Below are 19,704 nucleotides of genomic sequence, written 5' to 3'. Positions count from 1 at the left end.
GCGCGGCAGGGTCGGGGCGGATCGCCCAATGCGCGGGCTTGCCGTGCTGCAAGCCAAAATAAATGGCCGCTGGTGTCGGGCCACGCTGGGACGGGCAAAAGAAACCTGCGATAACGACCTCAAACGCCCCGGACCCCGAGTGACATGTCAATCTACGCCAGCCTCTACCACCTCACCCATTACCAGTATGACCGGCCGGTCACGCTTTCACCGCAGATCGTCAGGCTGCGGCCCGCGCCACATAGCCGGACACGGGTGATTTCCCATAGTCTGAAGGTGTCGCCCGGCGGGCATTTCGTGAACCATCAGCAGGATCCGTATGGCAACTGGATGGCGCGGTTCGTCTTCCCCGAGCCGGTGCGCGAGTTCAAGATCGAGGTCGATCTTGTCGCCGACATGACGGTCTACAACCCCTTCGACTTCTTCGTCGAAGACAGCGCCGAGCATTGGCCCTTCGATTATCCCGCAGATCTCAAGGATGATCTCGTCATCTACCGGACACCCGAAGGCGAGGGGCCGCTTCTGGCGCAGTTCATCGGTTCGATCGCTTTTGATCAGACCCGGACGGTGGATTTCCTTGTCGAGCTGAATGCCCGTGTCGCGCAGGAGATCAGTTACACCATCCGGCTGGAACCGGGCGTTCAGACCCCGGAAGAAACACTGCAAAAACGCTCAGGGTCCTGCCGGGATTCAAGCTGGCTTCTCGTGCAGGTGCTGCGCCACCTCGGCTTCGCGGCGCGGTTCGTCTCGGGCTACCTGGTCCAGCTGAAACCCGACGTGCAGGCGCTTGATGGCCCGTCAGGCACGGATCACGATTTCACCGACCTGCACGCCTGGGTCGAGGTCTATATCCCCGGGGCGGGGTGGATCGGCCTCGATCCGACCTCGGGGCTTCTGACCGGGGAAAGCCACATCCCGCTTGCAGCCACCCCGCATTACAAGAACGCAGCCCCGATCAGCGGGACGGCCACCTTTGCCGAGACCGATTTCGCCTTCGACATGCAGATCTCGCGCGTGGCCGAACACCCCCGGATCACCAAGCCCTTCTCGGACGAGGCCTGGGACAAGCTGAACGAGACCGGGCGCAAGGTGGACGCCGCGCTGAGGTCGAACGATGTCCGGCTGACGATGGGGGGAGAGCCCACCTTCGTGTCGATCGACGATTTCGAAAGCGACGAATGGAACACCGCGGCCGTGGGCCCGATGAAGCGTGGCCTCGCCGACAAGCTGATCCGTCGGCTGCGCGACCGGTTCGCGCCGGGCGGTTTTCTGCATTACGGGCAGGGCAAATGGTATCCCGGCGAAAGCCTGCCACGCTGGACCTTTTCGCTGTATTGGCGGCGCGATGGCAAACCGGTCTGGGCCGATGATGCCCTCGTCGCCCGCGAAGATCAGGATACCGGCGTCACCGCCGAGCAGTCCGCGCAGTTCCTTCAGACCATGGCGGAAAAGCTGGGCGTCGAGCCCGAGTTCGTTACCCCCGCCTACGAGGATCCCGCCGAATGGATCCTAAAGGAAGGCAACCTGCCCGAGAATGTCTCGCCGGAGAATTCCAAGCTCAAGGATCCCGAGGAACGGGCGCGGATCGCGCGGGTCTTTGCGCGCGGGCTGACCGAAGCGGCGGGCCATGTCCTGCCGATCCAGCGCTGGCAATCCAGGGCCACGGGGCATCGCTGGCGGTCCGAGAAATGGAAGCTGCGCCGTGGCAAGGTCTTTCTCGTGCCCGGCGACAGCGCGGTGGGCTATCGCTTGCCGCTGGGCACCTTGCCCTACGTCCCGCCGTCGCAGTTCCCCTACACCTATGTCACCGACCCGACGGCCCCGCGCGACCCGCTGCCCGATTACCATGCCGAGGCGGGCGACGCCCTGCCCGAGGCGAGCGCAGGACACCGCCAGCCCGTGTCGGCCCCCGCGCCCGCCGGCCCTGTGCAAGACCTTGTCGAGCAGGAGCTGACCATCGGCGGCGCGGTGCGCACCGCGATCTCGGTCGAGCCGCGCGATGGCCGCCTTTGTGTCTTCATGCCGCCGGTCGAGGATGCAGAGGATTACCTCGATCTCCTGCGCGCAGCCGAGGCGACGGCCAAGGAAATGGGCCTGCCTGTCCATATCGAGGGATACGCGCCCCCGCACGATCCGCGCCTCAACGTGATCCGGGTCGCGCCCGATCCCGGGGTGATCGAGGTCAACATCCACCCGGCCGAAAGCTGGGACGATTGCGTGGCGACGACCGAGGCGATCTACGAGGAGGCGCGGCTCTGCCGCCTTGGCGCGGACAAGTTCATGATCGACGGCCGTCACACCGGCACGGGCGGCGGCAACCATGTTGTCGTGGGTGGGGCGACGACCAATGACAGCCCGTTCCTGCGCCGCCCCGATGTTCTGAAATCGCTGATCCTGCTGTGGCAGCGGCACCCGTCGCTCAGCTACCTGTTCTCGGGCCTTTTCATCGGCCCGACCAGCCAGGCACCCCGCATCGACGAGGCGCGGCACGACACGCTTTACGAGCTGGAAATCGCGCTGTCGCAGATCCCCAAACCGGGGGAGGGGGCCGCCCCGCCGCCCTGGCTGGTGGATCGGCTTCTGCGCAACATGCTGACGGATGTCACCGGCAATACGCACCGCGCCGAGATCTGTATCGACAAGCTCTATTCGCCGGACGGCCCGACCGGGCGCCTGGGCCTGGTGGAGTTCCGAGGCTTCGAGATGCCGCCCCATCCGCGCATGAACCTTGCCCAGCAACTGCTTTTGCGGGCGATCATCGCTCGGGCCTGGGCCGACCCGGTCGAGGGGCGGCCCGTGCGGTGGGGCACCGTGCTGCATGATCGCTACATGCTGCCCCATTTCCTGTGGGAGGACTTTCTGACGGTCTTGCGCGACCTGCGCGACCACGGCTTCGATCTCGATCCCGTCTGGTACGAGGCGCAGGCCGAGTTCCGGTTCCCCTTCTGCGGTGAGGTCGAGGCCGAGGGCGTTCATCTCGAACTGCGGCAGGCGCTGGAGCCATGGCACGTGCTTGGTGAAACCGGGGCCATCGGGGGCACGGTGCGCTACACCGACAGCTCGGTCGAGCGCTTGCAGGTCAAGATGACGACCGCCGCAAAGGACCGGTACCGCATCATGTGCAACCGCCGCCCCGTCCCGATGGCCGACAGCGGCACATCCGGCACCAGCGTCGGCGCGGTCCGCTTCAAGGCGTGGCAACCGGCCGAGGCGCTGCACCCCGTGCTTCCGGTCAACGCGCCGCTGACCTTCGATATCTACGATACATGGACCGGGCGACCGATCGGCGGCTGCGTCTACCACGTGGCGCATCCCGGCGGGCGGAATTACGAGACCTTCCCCGTCAACGGCAACGAGGCGGAGGCGCGCCGCCTTGCCCGGTTCGAGGCGCATGGCCACAGCACGGGCGCTTACACCCCCGCGATGGACCTGCCGCATCCGGAGTTCCCGATGACACTCGATCTGCGCCGCGCACCGGGCCTCGCATGAGTGGCGGGGCACAACAGCCGGGGCCCGAGGGGCTCCCTTCGTTTCTGGCCGACTACCACGTCGCGCCGGGGGTCGCGGACGAGCTGTTCGACGCCAATGGCAATATGCGCCCGGTCTGGGCGGGCTTCATCCGGCAGCTCTCGCAGCTTACGCCAGACCAGGTGACCGAACGCTTCGCTCGCGGCGACCAGTACCTGCGCGATGCGGGCGTCTTCTATCGCCAATACAGCGCCGATCCGTTGCAGGAACGCGAATGGCCGCTAAGCCACGTTCCCGTCATCCTGCACGCCAGCGAATGGGAGGATATCTGCGCGGGCCTTGCGCAACGCGCCGAGCTGCTGGAACGGGTGGTGGCCGATCTCTATGGCCCGGGGCAACTCGTGCGCGACGGGCATCTGCCCGCACGCCTGATCGCGCAGAACCCCGAGTGGCACCGTCCCCTTGTCGGCATCGCCCCCGCGTCGGGGCATTTCCTGCATCACATCGCCTTCGAGATCGGGCGCAGCCCCGACGGCTCGTGGCTGGTGCTGGGCGACCGGACACAGACGCCGTCGGGCGCGGGCTTCGCGCTGGAAAACCGGATGGCCACGGCGCGCATCTTCTCCGACCCGTTCTCGCGGACCAACGTGCGCCGCCTTGCCGGGTTCTTCCGCGCCTTCCGCAACGCCATGGACGCGCTGCCGGGGGTGGCGGGGCGGCGCGTTGCCGTCCTGTCACCGGGTCCCGGCAATGACACCTATTTCGAACACACCTATATCGCGCGTTATCTCGGCCTGCCGCTCCTCGAAGGCGAGGATCTGATCGTCAAGAACGGCGAGGTGCAGGTCAACACCGTGTCCGGTCCGCAACCCGTCGGGGTCCTCTGGCGGCGGCTTGACGCGGCCTATGCCGACCCGCTGGAGCTGGACGAGACATCGCGGATCGGAACGCCGGGGCTGGTCGATGCCCTGCGGCAGTCGAACGTCAATATCGTAAACGCGCTGGGCTCTGGCATCCTCGAAACCCGGGTGCTCCTCGCCTTCCTGCCCAAGATCGCAGAGGTCGTCCTGGGCGAACCGCTGCGCCTGCCGAATATCGCGACCTGGTGGTGCGGACAGCCCGCGGAACGCGATTTCGTCAAGCAGAACGCAGACAAGATGTTCATCGGCGACGCGCTCAGCCGGGCGCTTCCCTTCGACATCGGCAGCGCGGCGGCCCTGGCCGGAGAGGCGCGCAATCTGCAAACCAACGCGCTGCCCGACTGGATCGACGAGAACGCGCCGAACCTTGTCGGGCAGGAGGCGGTGACCCTGTCCACGACGCCCTGCTGGGTCGAAGGCCGGATGCAGCCCCGCCCGATGAGCATTCGCGTCTTCGCTGCGCGCACCCCGCAGGGCTGGGTTTTCCTGCCGGGCGGCTATGCCCGCGTCGGGCGCACCGGAGATGCCACGGCGCTGTCCATGCAGCAGGGCGGGTCGGTGGCCGATGTCTGGGTGATGTGCGACGCACCGGCGGCGGCCGAGACCCTGTTCGACCGCGAGAGTTTCCGGCGCGAGGACACGGGGGCCTTGCCCAGCCGCGCGGCTGATAACCTTTACTGGCTGGGCCGCTATGTCGAGCGGACCGAGGGCGCGATCCGGCTTTTGCGCGGCTACCACCTGCGGCTGGCGGAAACCGGCGATCCGGCGGATGCCAGCCTCGTTGAGGTCGGGAACCTCCTCGGTGCGCTCTTCATCGACGTGACCCAGCCGGCGCATGCCGCCATCGCGCCCGCCCTCGGGGCCGCGCGGGTCTGTGCCGGCAAGGTCCGCGACCGCTTCTCCGTCGATGGCTGGGCGGCGCTGACCGATCTCGTCAACAGCCTTGAGGCGATGTCTGGCGCGCTCCAGCCCGGCGACGAGTCCGCCCGCGCGCTTGGCGTCCTGCTGCGCAAGATCACCGGGTTCAACGGCCTGGTGCATGAAAACATGCATCGCACCTCGGGCTGGCGCTTCCTGACCTTCGGGCGCGCGATCGAACGCGCGGATGCCGCTGCCGCCGTTCTGGCGGCGGCCATCCCGGGCGAGGATCCGTCCTCGGGCCTGCTCGACATGGCGCTCGAATACGGCGACAGCCGGATTTCTCACCAGCGCCGCTACCGCATCGATCCGACGCGGGATACCGTGGCCGACCTTCTGACGCTGGACGTTCACAACCCGCGCTCGATCCTGTTTCAGGTCAGCGCGATGCGAAAGATTGCCGAAGACCTGCCCGACGCGAAGGTCGAGGGGCGCGTGTCGGACGTGCTGGGCGTCCTGCTCCGGCTTGAAACGGAGCTTGTCGTGGCCCATCCCGACACCGTGACCCTGGATTGTCTGCACCACGTGCGCGCGTCACTGGCCGAGGCCTCGGCGGCGCTGTCAGCGGCCTACCTGGTCTGAGGGGCGCCATGCGATACGAAATCAGCCTGTCGATCGGTTACAATTACGGCGCCCTGTCGGATCATGCGCGCACCCTGGTGCATCTGCTGCCGTCCGACCTTCCGGGGCGCCAGACCGTCAGCTCGCGCCTGCTGACCGTCGATCCGATGCCGAACGAGCGGCGCGACACGACGGATTTCTTCGGCAATGCGATGAGCGTCCTCGCCTTTCACCAGCCGATCGACCAGATCGAATTCACGCTCAGTGCCTCGGCCGAGCGTCTCGCGCCGGCGGGCAGCCTGGACCTCTCGCCACGGCTGAGCGACCTCGCCGCGGACATCGCGGCCTATCGCAGCCTCGATCCCGCCGCGCCGCATCATTTCCTCGGGGCCTCGCCCCGGATCCTGCAGGATCCCGCCATTGCCGACTTTGCCGCGTCGCTTCGCGCGCCGGGCTCGACCGTGCGGCAAACGGTCGAGGCGATCTCGAACGCCGTGCATGCGGAAATGCGCTTCGATCCGGAGGCCACCGATGTCGATACACCCGCGCAGGAGGCCTTCGCCAATCGCCACGGCGTCTGCCAGGATTTCTCGCACATAACGATCACCGCGCTCAGATCCCTGGGTATTCCCGCGGGCTATGTCTCGGGCTTCCTGCGCACCATTCCGCCGCCGGGGCAGCCCCGCTTGGAGGGCGCGGATGCCATGCATGCCTGGGTTTCGGCCTGGTGCGGGTCCGAGGCCGGCTGGATCGAGGTCGACCCCACCAATGCCTGTATCGTCGGCGCCGACCACATCACCGTCGCCCATGGCCGCGACTACGCCGACGTGGCGCCGGTCAAGGGCGTGTTGCGGACCTCGGGCGACCAGACCAGCCATCACAGTGTCGACGTGAAACCGGTCTGACCGAGGAGGCCCGGGACCGGGCTTTTGCTCGCGGGTCGGAGTGTGTGTTGCGGTTTCGAGCGTGCGAGACAAGCCGCGTGGCTATCTCGATCGAAGAGGAAGCGGATGAAACCGCGGGCTTCGTCAAAACCCCGCGATTGCGCCCAAACTTGCCGGAGTGTTACCACTTCTCGGCATCCGTGTTCCATGAAAGGCATCGCCCCGTGCCAGACGTCAGACCGCCTCTCATCGGCCAACGGATCGAGGCATTTGCCCGAACCGCGCCGTCTGCGCCCGTGATCCTGTCGGCGGATGGGCGCGATGGGTTGTCCTACGCGGCCCTGTCGGACCTTCTGGCCAGCGTCGGATCCGCCCTCGCGCAAGCCGGGGTTCGGGGCCGCGACCGCGTTGCACTCTGGGCAGAGCGGGGGCCGCTTACCGTTTCGGCCTTTCTCGGCCTCCTCGCCCATGTCCCGGTGGTGCCCGTCGATCCCTCGACCGGGCGCCAATTGCCGGACCTTATGCAGCGGCTATCGGTCAAGGCCCTTGTTGTCCCTTCCGGTCTCGATCTGCCGCCGGTGGATGTTCCGGTGCTCCGGCTCTCTCCGGCCACGCGTTTTGCGGAGTTCCATCTCGAGCCGGAGGCTCAGTCCAGTGGCGGGCAGGCAGCGCTTGAGCCGGTGGACGATGCCGCTCCGGCCCTCGTGATCGAGACATCCGGCACGACCGGCCGCCCCAAGGTCGTGGAACTGACCCAGGCCAACCTGGCCAGCGGCGCGCAATCGGCGGCCCGAACCCTCGCCCTGTCGCCCGGTGAGGTCTGCGTGAACCCGATGCCGCTGTTCCACGTGCATGGCCTGTGCATCGGCACCCTCACGCCGGTATTTTCAGGGGGGGCGACCGTGCCTCTGGCCAACGGGGATGGGGCGCAGGTTCTATCCGCCTGCGCGGTAACTCGTGCCAACTGGTACACCGCGGTGCCGACCATCCATCACAGCGTCGCGCAGGCGCTTGAACGGGATGCGGGTCTTGCGCGGGATGTGTCGCTCCGGTTTGCGCGGTCTTCTTCCTCGGCAATGGATGGCGTCACCCGCGACCTGCTTCAGAATCATCTCGGCTGCCCGTTGCTCGAAGGGATGGGTATGACGGAGGCGTCCAGTTGGGTCGCGCACCAACCGTTTGGAGAGGTGCCGATCCACGGCACCATCGGTCCTGCGCAAGGCACCGAGGTCGCGATCCTGACGGAGGCAGGCGAGGTCACGACGGCGCCCTCGGAAAAGGGCGAGCTTCTGCTGCGCGGTCCGAACGTCATCACGCGATACGCGGATTATCCCGGCGATCGGGCCGAGGCGTTTCACGAAGGGTGGCTTCGCTCGGGCGACCTTGCGGAACTGGACGAGCGCGGGCACGTGCGCATCCATGCCCGCCTCAAGGAATTGATCAATCGCGGTGGCGCCATGGCGTCCCCGGTCATGGTCGAGGCTGCGCTTTTGCAGGACGACAACGTCGCCGCCGCGATCGTCTTCGGCGCGCCGCATCCCTCCCTTGGGCAGGATGTGCTGGCCGCGGTCGTGCCCGTGGATGCCGATGCCTTCGATCCCGATGCGATCCTTCGGAGGGTGGCTGACCGGCTCCCGGCCGAGGCGGTTCCGCGCAGCGTCTTCCCGGTGTCCGAGATCCCGCTCAATCGCATTGGCAAACCGGCCCGGATCGAGGCGGCCGCCCGCTTGCAGGACAAGTTCACCCCGGTCTATGCCGCGCCGCAAACGGCGCTCGAGGCGCTGCTGGTCCTGATGATCGAGGAGATCCTGATCCGCGAGGGTCATGGCCGACATGACGATTTCTTCCTCTCCGGCGGCGACTCGCTATCGCTCATGCGGTTTCAACTGCGCATCGAGGAGGAGCTAGGCGTCCTTGTGCCGGGCGACATCCTGGCGATCGAACGCGATGTCGCCAGCCTTGCGTCCTGGTTGGAAGCACATCGCGGCGACACGGTGCGCCCCCGCATTGCCGAGGCCTTTGCCGAGGCCCCGACCGAAAGCGGGCAACTCGAATGAGCGAGGACCTGCTGCAGCAGGCGGCGCGCGCGCGGCAAAGGCTTGCCGCGAAACGGCAGGCGGAGTCAGCCCCGACCGACCGGGCTGCACGCCTGACGCAGGCGCAGACCGCGATGTGGATGGCCGAACGCTTCGGCAAGGCGGGCGCGCGTTTCAACCAGATCCGCGCGTGGCGCATCCGGGGCGCGCTGGATCTGGAGGCGCTCGATCGGGCAATCGGGCGGCTCCTGGAGCGTCACGACGCGTTCCGGTTGCGGATCTCGGTGCGCGATGGTCAGGCCATGCCCGATTTCAGTGCAGCGCCGCGATGGGCCGGGATGGAGGCCGAGCTATGCCCCCGTGCCGAAACGGATCCGGAGGCCTGGGTGCAACGTCGCCTTGCCGCGCTGTCGCAGCGGCGGTTCGACCTCGCCGAGGGCCCGCTTCACGCCTTTCACCTGCTGCTCTGCGGCCCGGACGATCACGTGCTGGTCTGCCTTACCCATCACATCATGGCGGATCACAGCACATTCAGCATCCTGGCCGAGGATCTTTCGCGCCTTTATGCGCTTGAGGCCGGCGGCTCGTCCGATCGCCCTTCACTCCCGACGCCAGCGAGTTACCGCAGTTTTCTGTCCGGGGGGGCACGCCGCAAGATGGATCCATCCCCGGCTCAACCGGTCGCAGATCCTGCCTGGCCCACGCAGGGCGAAGGGGCTGCCGAGCCGCAGGGTTCAATGGCGCATCATGCCGAGACCGTGTTCGACCCGGGTGACAGCGATCTCGTGCAGCGTGCCGCGCTGGCCTGCAATGCGACGGTCTTCGGCCTGTCCGCCGCTTTGTTCCAGGTCTTGGTCAGCCGGATCTGCGACCAACCCGAGGTGGCGGTTTCGGTATCGCGCACGACACGGACCGACGCCGCCGCCGAGGCCGTGGTCGGCATGTGCGTCGAGAATGTCCAACTGAGCGCGTCGCTCGAAGAGGGGCCGACTGTGGCGCGCCTCGCCGGGGACGTGAGCCGGACCCTGTCTCGACTCCCGCTCGGGGCGGCCCCGGTGGCGCCGATGGGCCCAAGCAGTGCGTCGGTGATCTATTACGGGGATGAAACGGCTGAACCGGTCTTCGCAGATTGCCGCGTCGACCGGGTCGAGCCGGATGCGAAACCCCTGCCGGTTGGATTGCACCTGGCCATCTTTCGCGCGGATGGAGGGCTGCGATTCCGCCTGAGGGGTCAGAGGCTTCTCTTCACCCGCGCCACGCTCGAAAGCGCGCTTGCCGCGTATCGGGCCATGCTGTTGCAGGTCGCCTGTGCCGACGATCCCGCGGGTATCCGCCCGACAACCCTTCCGCTCGTGCCGCGGCAGGGGGATCTGGTGCAGTTTGCGCGCCATGCAACGGCCCCAGCCGCTTATCCTGACGGGGCAGATATCGGCGCGCTCTTTCTTCAACAGGTCCGCCGCACGCCGGAGGCCCCAGCGTTGCGAACGCCTCGTCTGCGGTGGAGCTATCGAGAGCTTGCGGCCCAGGCGCTGGCCGTGTGCGACTGGGTGCGCGGGCAGGGGCTGGAACCGGGTACGCCCATCGGTTTGATGGCCGATCGTGGTGCAGACCACGTTCGGGCGTTGCTGGGCGCGATGCTTGCCGGTCACGTCGTGGTGCCGCTCGATCCGTCCCTTCCGGCTGCGCGCTTGCGGGACATGATCGCCATTGCAGGTTGTGCGACGGTCATCTCGACCGGCGTCGATGGCGCAGACCTGTCCTCTGACGCGAAAATCGAGCGTTTGCCACCCGCCATACCAACGGATGTGATGAGCCAGGCGCCGTTGCCCACCCCCGCAACCGGAGATCCAGACCGCACAGCCGTGATCGTGTTCACTTCGGGGTCGACCGGGCGCCCCAAGGGCGTGGCCATCCCGCATCGCGGCATTGCCCGCCTTGCGGCAGGGCTGACCCCCGAGCCGCCCGGACCCGGCGACCGCGTCCCGCAACTCGCATCGCCGGGGTTCGATGCCACCTTCATCGAGATCTGGGGCGCGCTGCTGAACGGGGCGGAACTGGTCTCGCCAGAGGGTCCCTTGGGGGATGCGCGGGCAATCGGTGACCTCCTCGAAGACTACGAGGTCACCAAGGCCTTCCTGACAACCGGCCTGTTCAACCTGCTGGTCGACACGCGACCCAAGGTGTTCCGGACGCTGCGCTGGGTCGCCACCGGTGGCGAAGCGACAAGCCGCGAACACACCGGCCGGTTCTTTCGCAACCACCCCGACACCACCTTGTTCAACGTCTACGGCCCGACGGAGAACAGCGCACTGACGACGATCCACCCCATCGCGCCGGGCGAAACCGGCCCAGTTCCGCTTGGGCGGCCATTGCCCAACAACATGGCCTTTGTTCTGGACCCGATCGGCCATGTCCTTGCGCATGGTTTCGCTGGCGAATTGTGGATCGGCGGCCCGGGGCTTGCCCGTGAATACATCGGCCAGCCAGACCTGACGGCAGACCGTTTCCGGACCTTCCCGGCCAAGCGGCTTGGCCTGCCGGGGCCGGGCGAGGTGCGCCTCTACAAGACCGGCGACCGGGTCAGCCGGGACAGCGATGGATGCCTCCATTTCCACGGCCGCATCGATAGCCAGATCAAGTTCAACGGCCATCGCATCGAACCTGCCGAGGTCGAAGATGCCGTGCAGAAGTGCGGTGGCGTCGCGACGGCTGCGGTCCTGCCGCTTTGGTCGGACGACAAAACCCGCGTCACAGGGATTGCGGCGGCCATCGTGCCCGATGCGACCGTGGACATCCCGTCGCTCAGAGCCCAGCTCGCCCGGACACTCCCGCGCAGCCATCTGCCCACCGAGTTCCATGTGTTCGACGAATTGCCGTTGACACCGAACGGCAAAGTCGACCGGGCTGCCCTGCGTGCCGTCTTGTCTGACCGCCGCAAGGTCGCCGACACCGACGCCGAAACCGCGGCCCTGTCCCAGGTCGATGAGCGGCTGGTGGCTGCATGGTCGTCCATCCTCGGGACGCCGCCGGCCGGGCCAGATACAGATTTCTTTCTCGCCGGCGGCAACTCGCTGTCGGCCATGCAACTCCTCCTCGCCGCCGAGGAGGCGTTCGACCGTCGCCTCGATATCGACCGGTTCTTTGCCGAGGCGACGCTCAATCGGCTGCACGCCATGGCCGCCAGTTCCAAGACCGGGCCGCGGCGGCGGTTCCTTGTCACCTTGCGGGACGGCGATGCCACCAAGACGCCCCTCATCGCGGTTGCGGGATTGCGCGGGGCGTGTCTTTGGGCGCGAGAGATGGTCGAGAACCTGCCCCGGGACGGGCGCCCCGTATTCGGCCTGAACCTGGCGGAAGACGATCCTCTGGTCGCGAACCATGACAGCCTCCAGTCCCTCGCCGACGCCATGGCCGAAGAGCTTCTGGCCGAGTTCGGCCAACGCGAACTGCACCTCGTCGGGTATTCATTCGCCGGGTTCCTTGCCTTCGTCCTGTCCGGGGCGTTGCAGGCAAAGGGCGGTGAGCTTGGACACACGATACTGATCGATCCCAACTCGAACCTCGCGCCAGAGCTGCCGCGGTTCGATCACGATGCCCCGTTTCCCGTTCAGGCGCGGCTCAACCGCCTGCGCTGGGGGCATCGATTGCGCCTGACCCCTGTTGGGATCGACTACATCTTTTGTCCTGAAACCTTCCCGGGCCCGCCAAACAACGGGGCCGAGGAATACGCCCTCTTGGCCGAGGGCGGCCTGAATGTTCATGAGATCGCGACGTCGCATCTGGCGGTCATTCACGGGGTGCACGCCAGGAAACTGGCGTGCATGGTTGACGAAATTCTTGCGGGCGACACCCGATCCGGAAGACCGATCGAGACCCGGTTTTCGGCCGATGACCTCGACCGCGCATATACGGCCCGCGACCTCAGCCTCGAGGGCCGGAATGCCGAGGCAGCCCGGATCTACGACGATCTGGCCCGCCGCTACGGCGCCAGTTCGGAATGGCTGTATGCCGCCCGCCTCTCGACCCATGCCAAGGCCGGGGATCGCACGATATTTCCGCGTGACGTGATGCGCGGGATGCTCCGCGACGACTACACGGCGTTGCATTGGAGTATTATCGGCAAATACTGCCAGGCGGCCGGATACCGCCGCTTGGCGCGCATCGCTTGGCGCCGGGCCATGCGGAAATCCGGGAAAGACGTCCTTGGCGGCTTTGAATTGGTTTTGAGCCTGCTCAATACCAGGGAAGTGTCGAAGGCCAACGCCATCGCGACCGAGATTGAACGCCAGGCCGTCACTCCGATCCCGGCGCTGATGGCGCGCGCGGCGATTGCCAAGAGCACCGGCCAGATAGGGCAGTGCCACGTCCTTCTGCTTGACGCGCTCAGTCGCAGCACGGTCAATATCGGGCATGTCCGCGCCGCGCTGAACCGCATACTGGCTCCGGAGGACCACCAGTTCGCCCTGCGCGTGATCGACGGAGCCCTCGAATATTTCAAGGATGACCCCGCGATCCAACATACAAGGTCGCAATGGGAAGCCCGCGCTCAGGCTGCCGAGGAAAAGGCCGATACGGGCGGCTAGCGGAGCAGACCCGGCATGCGTTCCATGGCCATGTCGTAAATCTCGTTGAGGTTCGCGACATCGAGGCGGCTGTTCTGCGGGCGCGTCGGTGCCCGGTAGCCGGGCGCGACCCGCGCATAGCGGTCGAGAAACTGGAAGATCCGTCGCAGCTCGGGCACGAAATTCGGCCCGGCCAAATCCTCGTAGTAGAGCGTGCAGACATCGGCCGAAACGGCCGCAAGATGCGCTTGTGCGCGGCGCTGTTCTTCGCTGCGCGCTTGCGCAAGGTCGCAGACCTCGGTCGGGTTCAGCCAGACCGGGGAGGCCGACTTGCCCTGGCCATTGGACAGGGCCGCGTCGGCAAAGAACTGGTCGCGCTTTTCGGCAAGCAGATGCGACACGGCCTGAGCCACGACATCGCGGCGGATGACATGAAGAACAGGCACATGCAGGGCGGTGAAAAACTTCAGAATGGTCGGCGCCTGCGTAAGGTCGTCCACCCCCAGCCGAGCGGCCTGCGAGTATTTGATATCGAAGACCACCGGCTGCGACGGGGCAAGCGTCGACAAGTGATGCGCAAGGAAATGCGGGAGATGGCGTTCCGGGTCCAGCAGCAGCTCGGCGGCCTCGGTATCGGGTTGCGCGGCGTAGTCCGAGAAAGAGCCCGGTTCCCGGTTGGCCCGCGCGAACAGCTCGCCGCCCGTCTGAAGGTCCGTCAGCTGAAGCAGCGACGAGCGCAACATGTGCGTACCGGAACGGAAGTTCGAGTAGATCAGCGCGGATCGGCGCAGGACCTCGTAACCGCCATCCAGCAGCGGGTCAGGCTTGTCCAAGGGTTGTGGCAGGATTTCCAGCGTCGCGTCGTCTTGAGACGGCTCGATTTCGCCAGACTCTGGGGTGCGATCCCCCAACAGAGCGCGCAAGAACCCGAAGACCATGAAACGTGCCCCGATCCTTTGGGTGCCGGCAGGTGAAGGAGCCGCCCCGATGGGGGCGGCTGCCTTATTTTGCGTCAGAAGGTCAGGCGGAACTGCACTTCGACATAGGAGGAGTCGATCGTTGCAGCGCCCGTGTCACCTTCGGCCCATGCGCCGGTGACACTGATCTCGCTGGAGTCACCGATGTCGAACGCGGCCCGCACACCGGCGGCGTGACGGGAATAGTCGCCTTCGTCGAGATAGTTGAAGGTCGGACCCACGCGAATGTCGTTGTTCAGGCCGAACAGGTAGAACGCGCTGGTGTAGAACGTGTCCTCGACCGAGTCGTACTCGGCCAGGGCGAAGCCTTCGTTCCCGTTCGTCTGGTCGATGTTGTATTCCACCGACAGGAACACCCCTGCTTCATCCACCTCGTCGAGGAACGGCGCGGAGGGCGAGTAGGACCGTTCGCGATAGGACAGACCACCAAAGAAGGTCAGGCGCGAGGTCGCATCGAGCGGCATCGCGTAACCGACGAGGAGGCGGAAGTTGTCGAGCGTTCCGTCCGAAGCGCCGGCCTCGTAGGCGCTGCGCGCTGCGTCGAACCGCAGGACGATCCCGTCGTAAAGGCTCATGCCAAGCCCGTGGCGGAAGCTGAGCATCCCGAAGCTCGAGTCGTTCTCGGCGACGTTGCCGATGGCGATGAATTCGCTTTGTTGCGCCAGAGCCGGCGCGCCGGCCGCGGCTGCGAGGGTGGCAGCCGTCAATGCGGCGGCGGTGGACGTCCGAATGTTCATGTCTGCTCTCCTGCCTACGCGTTGGCTCAGATGTTCATCAGGCGAGCGCCGCTGCCTGCCGACTGGAGACCGGCATCGACAACGGGGGCAACGCGTGCGGTGATGGACGCTTCCAGCTGGCCGAGCGCCTCGATCCGGCTTTGGGCCTCTTCGACATAGGGGCTGTCGGGGTTATCGAGGATGAAGCGCGAATAGGCTGCCACGCTGTCGGTGCGCTGCGCGATTTCCCAGTCGCTCGGCATCGTCGGCTGGCCAGCGGAGGCAGCGGACGCAATGGGAAGGATGGAAAGCGCCAAACGGGCGACACGTCCAAAAAAGTTCATGGGTTATCTCCGTGACTCGGAATGACGTTGGGTCAAACATACCGTGGCCGCGCGATGTGGGCCAGTCCGGTTTCTCTGCAAATTCATCTAGAACGCGATGTGGGCCCGATAGGCAACAGGCACGAATCTTCGGGGGCCGACATCAGGCCCATTTCGACAAGTTGCGCCGGGCCTTCGTAGGCGACCGTGTGCTCGCTCAGAAGAACATCCTTGCCCCGTGAGGCGCGCAGCGGGGACTGCAAGGCCTTGTAGAAACGGGCGCCCATGAAGTGCTCGTCACGTTCGATGGCTTCGTCCACGCGCGCCAGAAGGTCCCCGATGAACTTGTAATGAAGAAGCGCGCCAGACAGGTCGGCCACCGGCACGTGACTGTGTTGGTGGTTGTTGGCGAGAAAGCAGAAATCGCGGTCGGGGCGGACCAGAGGCGCCTTGGTCATCATCAGGCTGCGCCCCGACAGACGCGCCCGGATACCGCCTTGCACGAAGTGATAGGGCGGCACTTCGTTGGCGAAGGACAGGTAGTCGCGGTCGATGTATCTGCTGCGCTCGAACGGGTTTTCCCCGGCTCCGGCGCTCAGGTCCTCGGGGTAGATGTCGAGCATCATGGCGGGAATGCTCCGCCACCCCTGCGCATCGGCATAGGAGAGCAGGTCGGCCAGGGTGCGTCCGATTTCCATGCCCGGAAAGACAAAGGCCTCGTCCACGTCGACGTAGAAGCACCAATGGCCGACCCCGAAACGACGGATCAGGTGATTGACCCATGTCAGCCCGCATGCGGATTGGCGGAAACTGCCGGTCTGCCGGAACAGCGACACATCCCCCTGCGCGGCCAGCCACTCGAATGACCCGTCGGTCGACCCGTTGTCGACGACGAAGAAATGGTCGACGCCAAGCCGCCGGTAATGGTCGAAGAACCAGTCGAGAAACTCGATCCCGTTGAACACCGTCATGAACAGCAGGACATCACGCTGCCCCGGATGCCATTGCAGATGCACGGTTTCGGGATGGGCGGATCTTGCGTTCAGCGCCATGGCGCGGCTGCAGGTCAGGTGGTCCCGCCAGATCTCGGCGGCGCGCGCGTGTTCGCCGGCATCGGCGGCAAACCGCGCCGCGAAGGGGGCCAGTGCCGCGGTCCGCGCAAGGCCACCGGGAAGCGCATCATAGTCCTGTTCCGCCGCGTCCCGTTCGCCACGCGCGAGAGCCAGTCGCAGCCTGAGGCATTGGAACTGCGGATCGTCGGACAGGCTTCTTGCCAGCGGTGCGGCAAGATCACCCGCGCGTTCAAGGCCCTCGGGGGTGCCATTGTAGTAATAGTAATAGTGGGCGACGGTGAGGTTCACGCGCTCCCTTGGCACGGAAACCGCCGCCGCTTCCGAAAGCACGTCCTCGACAACGTTGCTCGCGGCGTTCTGACAGGCGGTTGTGACCCGTGTTTCGTGCCACGCCCATTCCGAGAACAGGCGGATCGTCGGCAGAAGGGCCTCGGTGGTCTCGAAATCACCGAGCGTGGCGGCCAGCCCGGCCTTCTGCCGGATCATCTGCCGCTGAAGCGGGTAAAGCGCCAGCGTGCCGTCAAGCAATGCGCCGAACTCCAGCAGGCTGTCACACTGAGCCGCCGCTTCCTCGGCCAGCCAGTAGAAGCCCCAGGCATCGCGCTGTTGTTCGAGCTTTGCCTGCAACTCCTCGAATGTTTCGAGGTGTCGCCCGCAATCCATCTGCAGACGGTAGCGCAGCACGCGGGCGGCCGCGCTGTGCCGGGCCAGACCTGTCTGGCCGTCCGCAAGGGCGGCAATCGCGGCGTCGGGGCCATCGCGCAAGGCGATCTGGCGGATCACAAGGCTGGCGACATCCGCACTGTCGGGGTGGTCCCGTTCCGCCGCCCCGATCATCTCGGCGGCGAGGTCCCAGCGGCCCGCGGCAAGGGCCGCCCGACCGATCCGTGCCTCCCGACCGCCCGCATCGTCACAGCTCAGGGCCGCGTCGAAATCTCCCTCGGCCAGCAGCAGGTCGAGCGTGCGGTCCGCGCCCGGCCCGCGACCGCCCGCCACCGCGTCGTGCACGACGCGGGCGCGCCCGGTTTCGCCCGCCTCGATCAGCCAGCCGATCAGGTCCGCGGACACACGTGCATTCTCCTCCAGGGACAGGAGACGCTCGGCAATGCGGATCTGCCAGTACCGGTCTTCGACGGCACCGGCCCGGCGCAAGGCCATGCGAAGGGTGGCCGCGTCCGTTTCTGCGTCGATCAGGTGCACGGGGTCGGCGCCCGAGGCGGCAATCGCCCCGATCGGCGCGCGGGTGCCTTGCAGGAAAGCCTCGAGCGAGGCCACCGGCCCCTCGATTCCGGCGCGGCGCATCATGTCGTCATGGGCGATGATCATGGGCTCATGCCTCCAGCAGGTCGCGGACGGAACGGTCGGCGGGGGCGTCCTTCAGCCGCTCGTTCAGGGTTGCCAGGAAGCTGCCGTCCTCTGCCGGTTCCGCGTCGAGGCCGAGGCCGATCAGCCGCCAGGTTTCGGTATAGACATGAAGGCATCGCGCCTGCGTCCGCGACAGGGCCGCGGCCGTTTCCTCGAACGGGCCCAGCAGGCGGCCGGTTTCCATCCAGCCGATCGGGTTCAGGTAGTCGGGCGGCAAAAGGTCGTAGTCTTGTGCATCCCCGAGCCACATCATCTCGGCCAGGAGCTCTGGCCCGATTCTTGCGAAATGCATGTCCGGCCGGGCATGCAGCATCCGGGCGCGTTCGAGCGCGGCGGACTGAAACGCGCATCCCGCCGGCGCGGCCATAAGCGCGCCGTTTGGCCCGACAATGCCCGCATCGGTCCACTCGCTGGCGATGAAGCGGGCGCCGTCAGGCTCGAACCGGTCGAGGTTGATGACGTCGGTATCGGTCCAGAGCCCGCCCCGCCGCGACAGGAGCGCGTAGCGGAAAAGATCGGAAAACGCGCCCAGCGATCCCCGGTGCATGCCGCTGCCCGCGCCCTCGCGGAACACGGTATTGCGCGGCAGGATGGCTGTTGCATCCATCACCTCGACCCCGTCGGGCACGTTCTCGGGCAGGTCATAGACGAAAAGCTGGTAGCGCCATCCGTTGCGCAGGTAGGAGCGGATCGACATCTCCTCGATCCACCTGAGCCGCGGGCCGATCCAGAGCGACTGCGCCAAGGGACGCCCCGCGACAACCGACAGGGTCGGGGGGCTGGCAAGCTCGGGCGGCAGCGCGCCGCGCTCCATGCGCGACACGACGCAGCCGACAAGGGCCGCGCGACCGGCAAGAAACCAAGGCACATCCCGGCGCGCCCGGACGTGGCGCAGCGCAGAATGGGCGGCGTCGAAATTCCCGCAATGAGCCTCGGCCAGCGCTTCGAGGCAGAGGGCCTCGCCTCGGAAATCGACATCGGCGGGCAGGGTCGCGGTGATGGAGCGAACCTCGTCCCAGGCGCCTTCGGACGCTTTCTGGCGGGCCTGCATATAGGCGCGTTCGTCGACGTCATCCGGGCCACTGAGCTCGGCATGCAGCCGCACCGCTTCGGCGATGAGGTCGTGCTTGTGGGACGCGCCGCGCAGCCACAGCACCATCATGCGCCGCTGCATCGGATTGGTCAGGTCGCGCGCCTTGGTGAAGGCATCCGTCAGGTCGCGCTGGTGCAGCAAGGCGCGGTAGATTTCCAGAAGCGGCAGCAGATCGTCGCGTTCCGCGTCACGGCAGAGCTCGAGAATCCGGGCCCCGGGCGCATCGTCCCCGGTTTCGTGCAGCGACCGGAAGAAGGCCTGGAACAGCCAGAAATCCGGCACGAAATCCGGTGCAGTTCGGAAATACAGGCCCCAAAGCTCGGTCAGCGTGTCCGACTGCCCGGCCATGAAGCAGCGGATGAGAATTTCCTGGCGCAATTCCAGCGGCATGTCGGGCAGCACGTCGCCCAACGCAGTGACAAGGATCGATGCAAGGGCATTGGCGTCGATCGCCGAGTCCACCGCGGTCAGGTCATCGTAGAGACGCCAATGATTGCCGCTTGCGACAATGCGGTCCAACTCGCCCAGAAAGCGCAGGATCGCGAGGGCATCGGGCGACGACAAACGCTCTTTCGCCAAGCTTAACTGGACGGCGCGTTTCCACAGGCTCAACGTCAGGCGCCGTTCCGCCGCGGTCGCGGACAGGCCGCGCAGATCAGAGAGTGTACTCCACGCAGTCTCGGCGTCTTCGGCATCGAGAGCTTCCGCCGCCCGCAGGAGGTGTTCCTTGTCCATCTCGGCTCCTCATACCGACCAGCGTGTGATAGGAAAGCGGGCCGGAAAGCGCAATTTCTTTGCGGCCGGCACG

Annotated in this window: 10 protein-coding genes; 5 read left to right on the top strand and 5 right to left on the bottom strand. The window is 66.4% G+C overall.

The features are described 5' to 3' along the window. The first annotated feature begins 144 nt into the window (after window positions 1-144). From KUV65_RS06500 to KUV65_RS06480, 5 genes are all read left to right on the top strand, one after another. On the top strand, window positions 145-3,489 hold the full coding sequence (locus tag KUV65_RS06500) for a transglutaminase family protein (RefSeq protein WP_222188658.1): 3,345 nt from the start codon (window positions 145-147) through the stop codon (window positions 3,487-3,489). Continuing rightward, complete coding sequence (locus tag KUV65_RS06495) at window positions 3,486-5,888, top strand: circularly permuted type 2 ATP-grasp protein (RefSeq protein ID WP_222188657.1); 2,403 nt, start codon at window positions 3,486-3,488, stop codon at window positions 5,886-5,888. The genes KUV65_RS06500 and KUV65_RS06495 overlap by 4 nt, the downstream gene beginning before the upstream one ends. 8 nt (window positions 5,889-5,896) lie before the next feature. Beyond that, the gene (locus KUV65_RS06490; RefSeq protein ID WP_222188656.1) at window positions 5,897-6,772 is read left to right on the top strand and encodes a transglutaminase family protein; all 876 of its coding nucleotides are present in this window, start codon (window positions 5,897-5,899) and stop codon (window positions 6,770-6,772) included. A gap of 203 nt (window positions 6,773-6,975) precedes the next feature. Further along, window positions 6,976-8,808 carry a non-ribosomal peptide synthetase gene (locus KUV65_RS06485; protein ID WP_222188655.1) on the top strand — a complete coding sequence of 611 codons (1,833 nt, stop codon included), beginning with the start codon at window positions 6,976-6,978 and terminating at the stop codon, window positions 8,806-8,808. Further along, window positions 8,805-13,370: a non-ribosomal peptide synthetase gene (locus KUV65_RS06480; RefSeq protein ID WP_222188653.1), complete on the top strand. Its 4,566-nt coding sequence runs from the start codon at window positions 8,805-8,807 to the stop codon at window positions 13,368-13,370. The genes KUV65_RS06485 and KUV65_RS06480 overlap by 4 nt, the downstream gene beginning before the upstream one ends. Here KUV65_RS06480 and KUV65_RS06475 read toward each other — a convergent pair. The 5 genes from KUV65_RS06475 to KUV65_RS06455 all read right to left on the bottom strand — a co-directional run bounded on the left by KUV65_RS06475 (window position 13,367) and on the right by KUV65_RS06455 (window position 19,631). Next, window positions 13,367-14,287 carry a hypothetical protein gene (locus tag KUV65_RS06475; RefSeq protein WP_222188651.1) on the bottom strand — a complete coding sequence of 307 codons (921 nt, stop codon included), beginning with the start codon at window positions 14,285-14,287 and terminating at the stop codon, window positions 13,367-13,369. The genes KUV65_RS06480 and KUV65_RS06475 overlap by 4 nt on opposite strands. Window positions 14,288-14,361: 74 nt before the next feature. Continuing rightward, the gene (locus tag KUV65_RS06470; RefSeq protein WP_222188649.1) at window positions 14,362-15,063 is read right to left on the bottom strand and encodes a hypothetical protein; all 702 of its coding nucleotides are present in this window, start codon (window positions 15,061-15,063) and stop codon (window positions 14,362-14,364) included. A gap of 26 nt (window positions 15,064-15,089) precedes the next feature. After that, a complete protein-coding gene (locus tag KUV65_RS06465) occupies window positions 15,090-15,386 on the bottom strand; it encodes a hypothetical protein (protein ID WP_222188647.1) in 297 nt (98 codons plus the stop codon). A gap of 83 nt (window positions 15,387-15,469) precedes the next feature. Beyond that, on the bottom strand, window positions 15,470-17,764 hold the full coding sequence (locus tag KUV65_RS06460; protein WP_222188646.1) for a glycosyltransferase family 2 protein: 2,295 nt from the start codon (window positions 17,762-17,764) through the stop codon (window positions 15,470-15,472). 4 nt (window positions 17,765-17,768) lie between these two features. After that, a complete protein-coding gene (locus KUV65_RS06455) occupies window positions 17,769-19,631 on the bottom strand; it encodes a glycosyltransferase (RefSeq protein WP_222188645.1) in 1,863 nt (620 codons plus the stop codon). Window positions 19,632-19,704 lie beyond the last annotated feature (73 nt).

It is taken from the genome of Maritalea mobilis (assembly GCF_019800885.1).
GTDB classification, from domain to species: domain Bacteria; phylum Pseudomonadota; class Alphaproteobacteria; order Rhodobacterales; family Rhodobacteraceae; genus Roseibacterium; species Roseibacterium beibuensis.
This window is presented reverse-complemented; position numbering and strand designations above follow the sequence as displayed.

Bases quoted from the DNA above. Each gene is read 5' to 3' on its own strand.
- KUV65_RS06460 (WP_222188646.1), bottom strand. From the start codon at position 17,764: ATGATCATCGCCCATGACGACATGATGCGCCGCGCCGGAATCGAGGGG.
- KUV65_RS06495 (WP_222188657.1), top strand. From the start codon at position 3,486: ATGAGTGGCGGGGCACAACAGCCGGGGCCCGAGGGGCTCCCTTCGTTT.
- KUV65_RS06465 (WP_222188647.1), bottom strand. From the start codon at position 15,386: ATGAACTTTTTTGGACGTGTCGCCCGTTTGGCGCTTTCCATCCTTCCC.
- KUV65_RS06500 (WP_222188658.1), top strand. From the start codon at position 145: ATGTCAATCTACGCCAGCCTCTACCACCTCACCCATTACCAGTATGAC.
- KUV65_RS06475 (WP_222188651.1), bottom strand. From the start codon at position 14,287: ATGGTCTTCGGGTTCTTGCGCGCTCTGTTGGGGGATCGCACCCCAGAG.
- KUV65_RS06490 (WP_222188656.1), top strand. From the start codon at position 5,897: ATGCGATACGAAATCAGCCTGTCGATCGGTTACAATTACGGCGCCCTG.
- KUV65_RS06470 (WP_222188649.1), bottom strand. From the start codon at position 15,063: ATGAACATTCGGACGTCCACCGCCGCCGCATTGACGGCTGCCACCCTC.
- KUV65_RS06480 (WP_222188653.1), top strand. From the start codon at position 8,805: ATGAGCGAGGACCTGCTGCAGCAGGCGGCGCGCGCGCGGCAAAGGCTT.
- KUV65_RS06455 (WP_222188645.1), bottom strand. From the start codon at position 19,631: ATGGACAAGGAACACCTCCTGCGGGCGGCGGAAGCTCTCGATGCCGAA.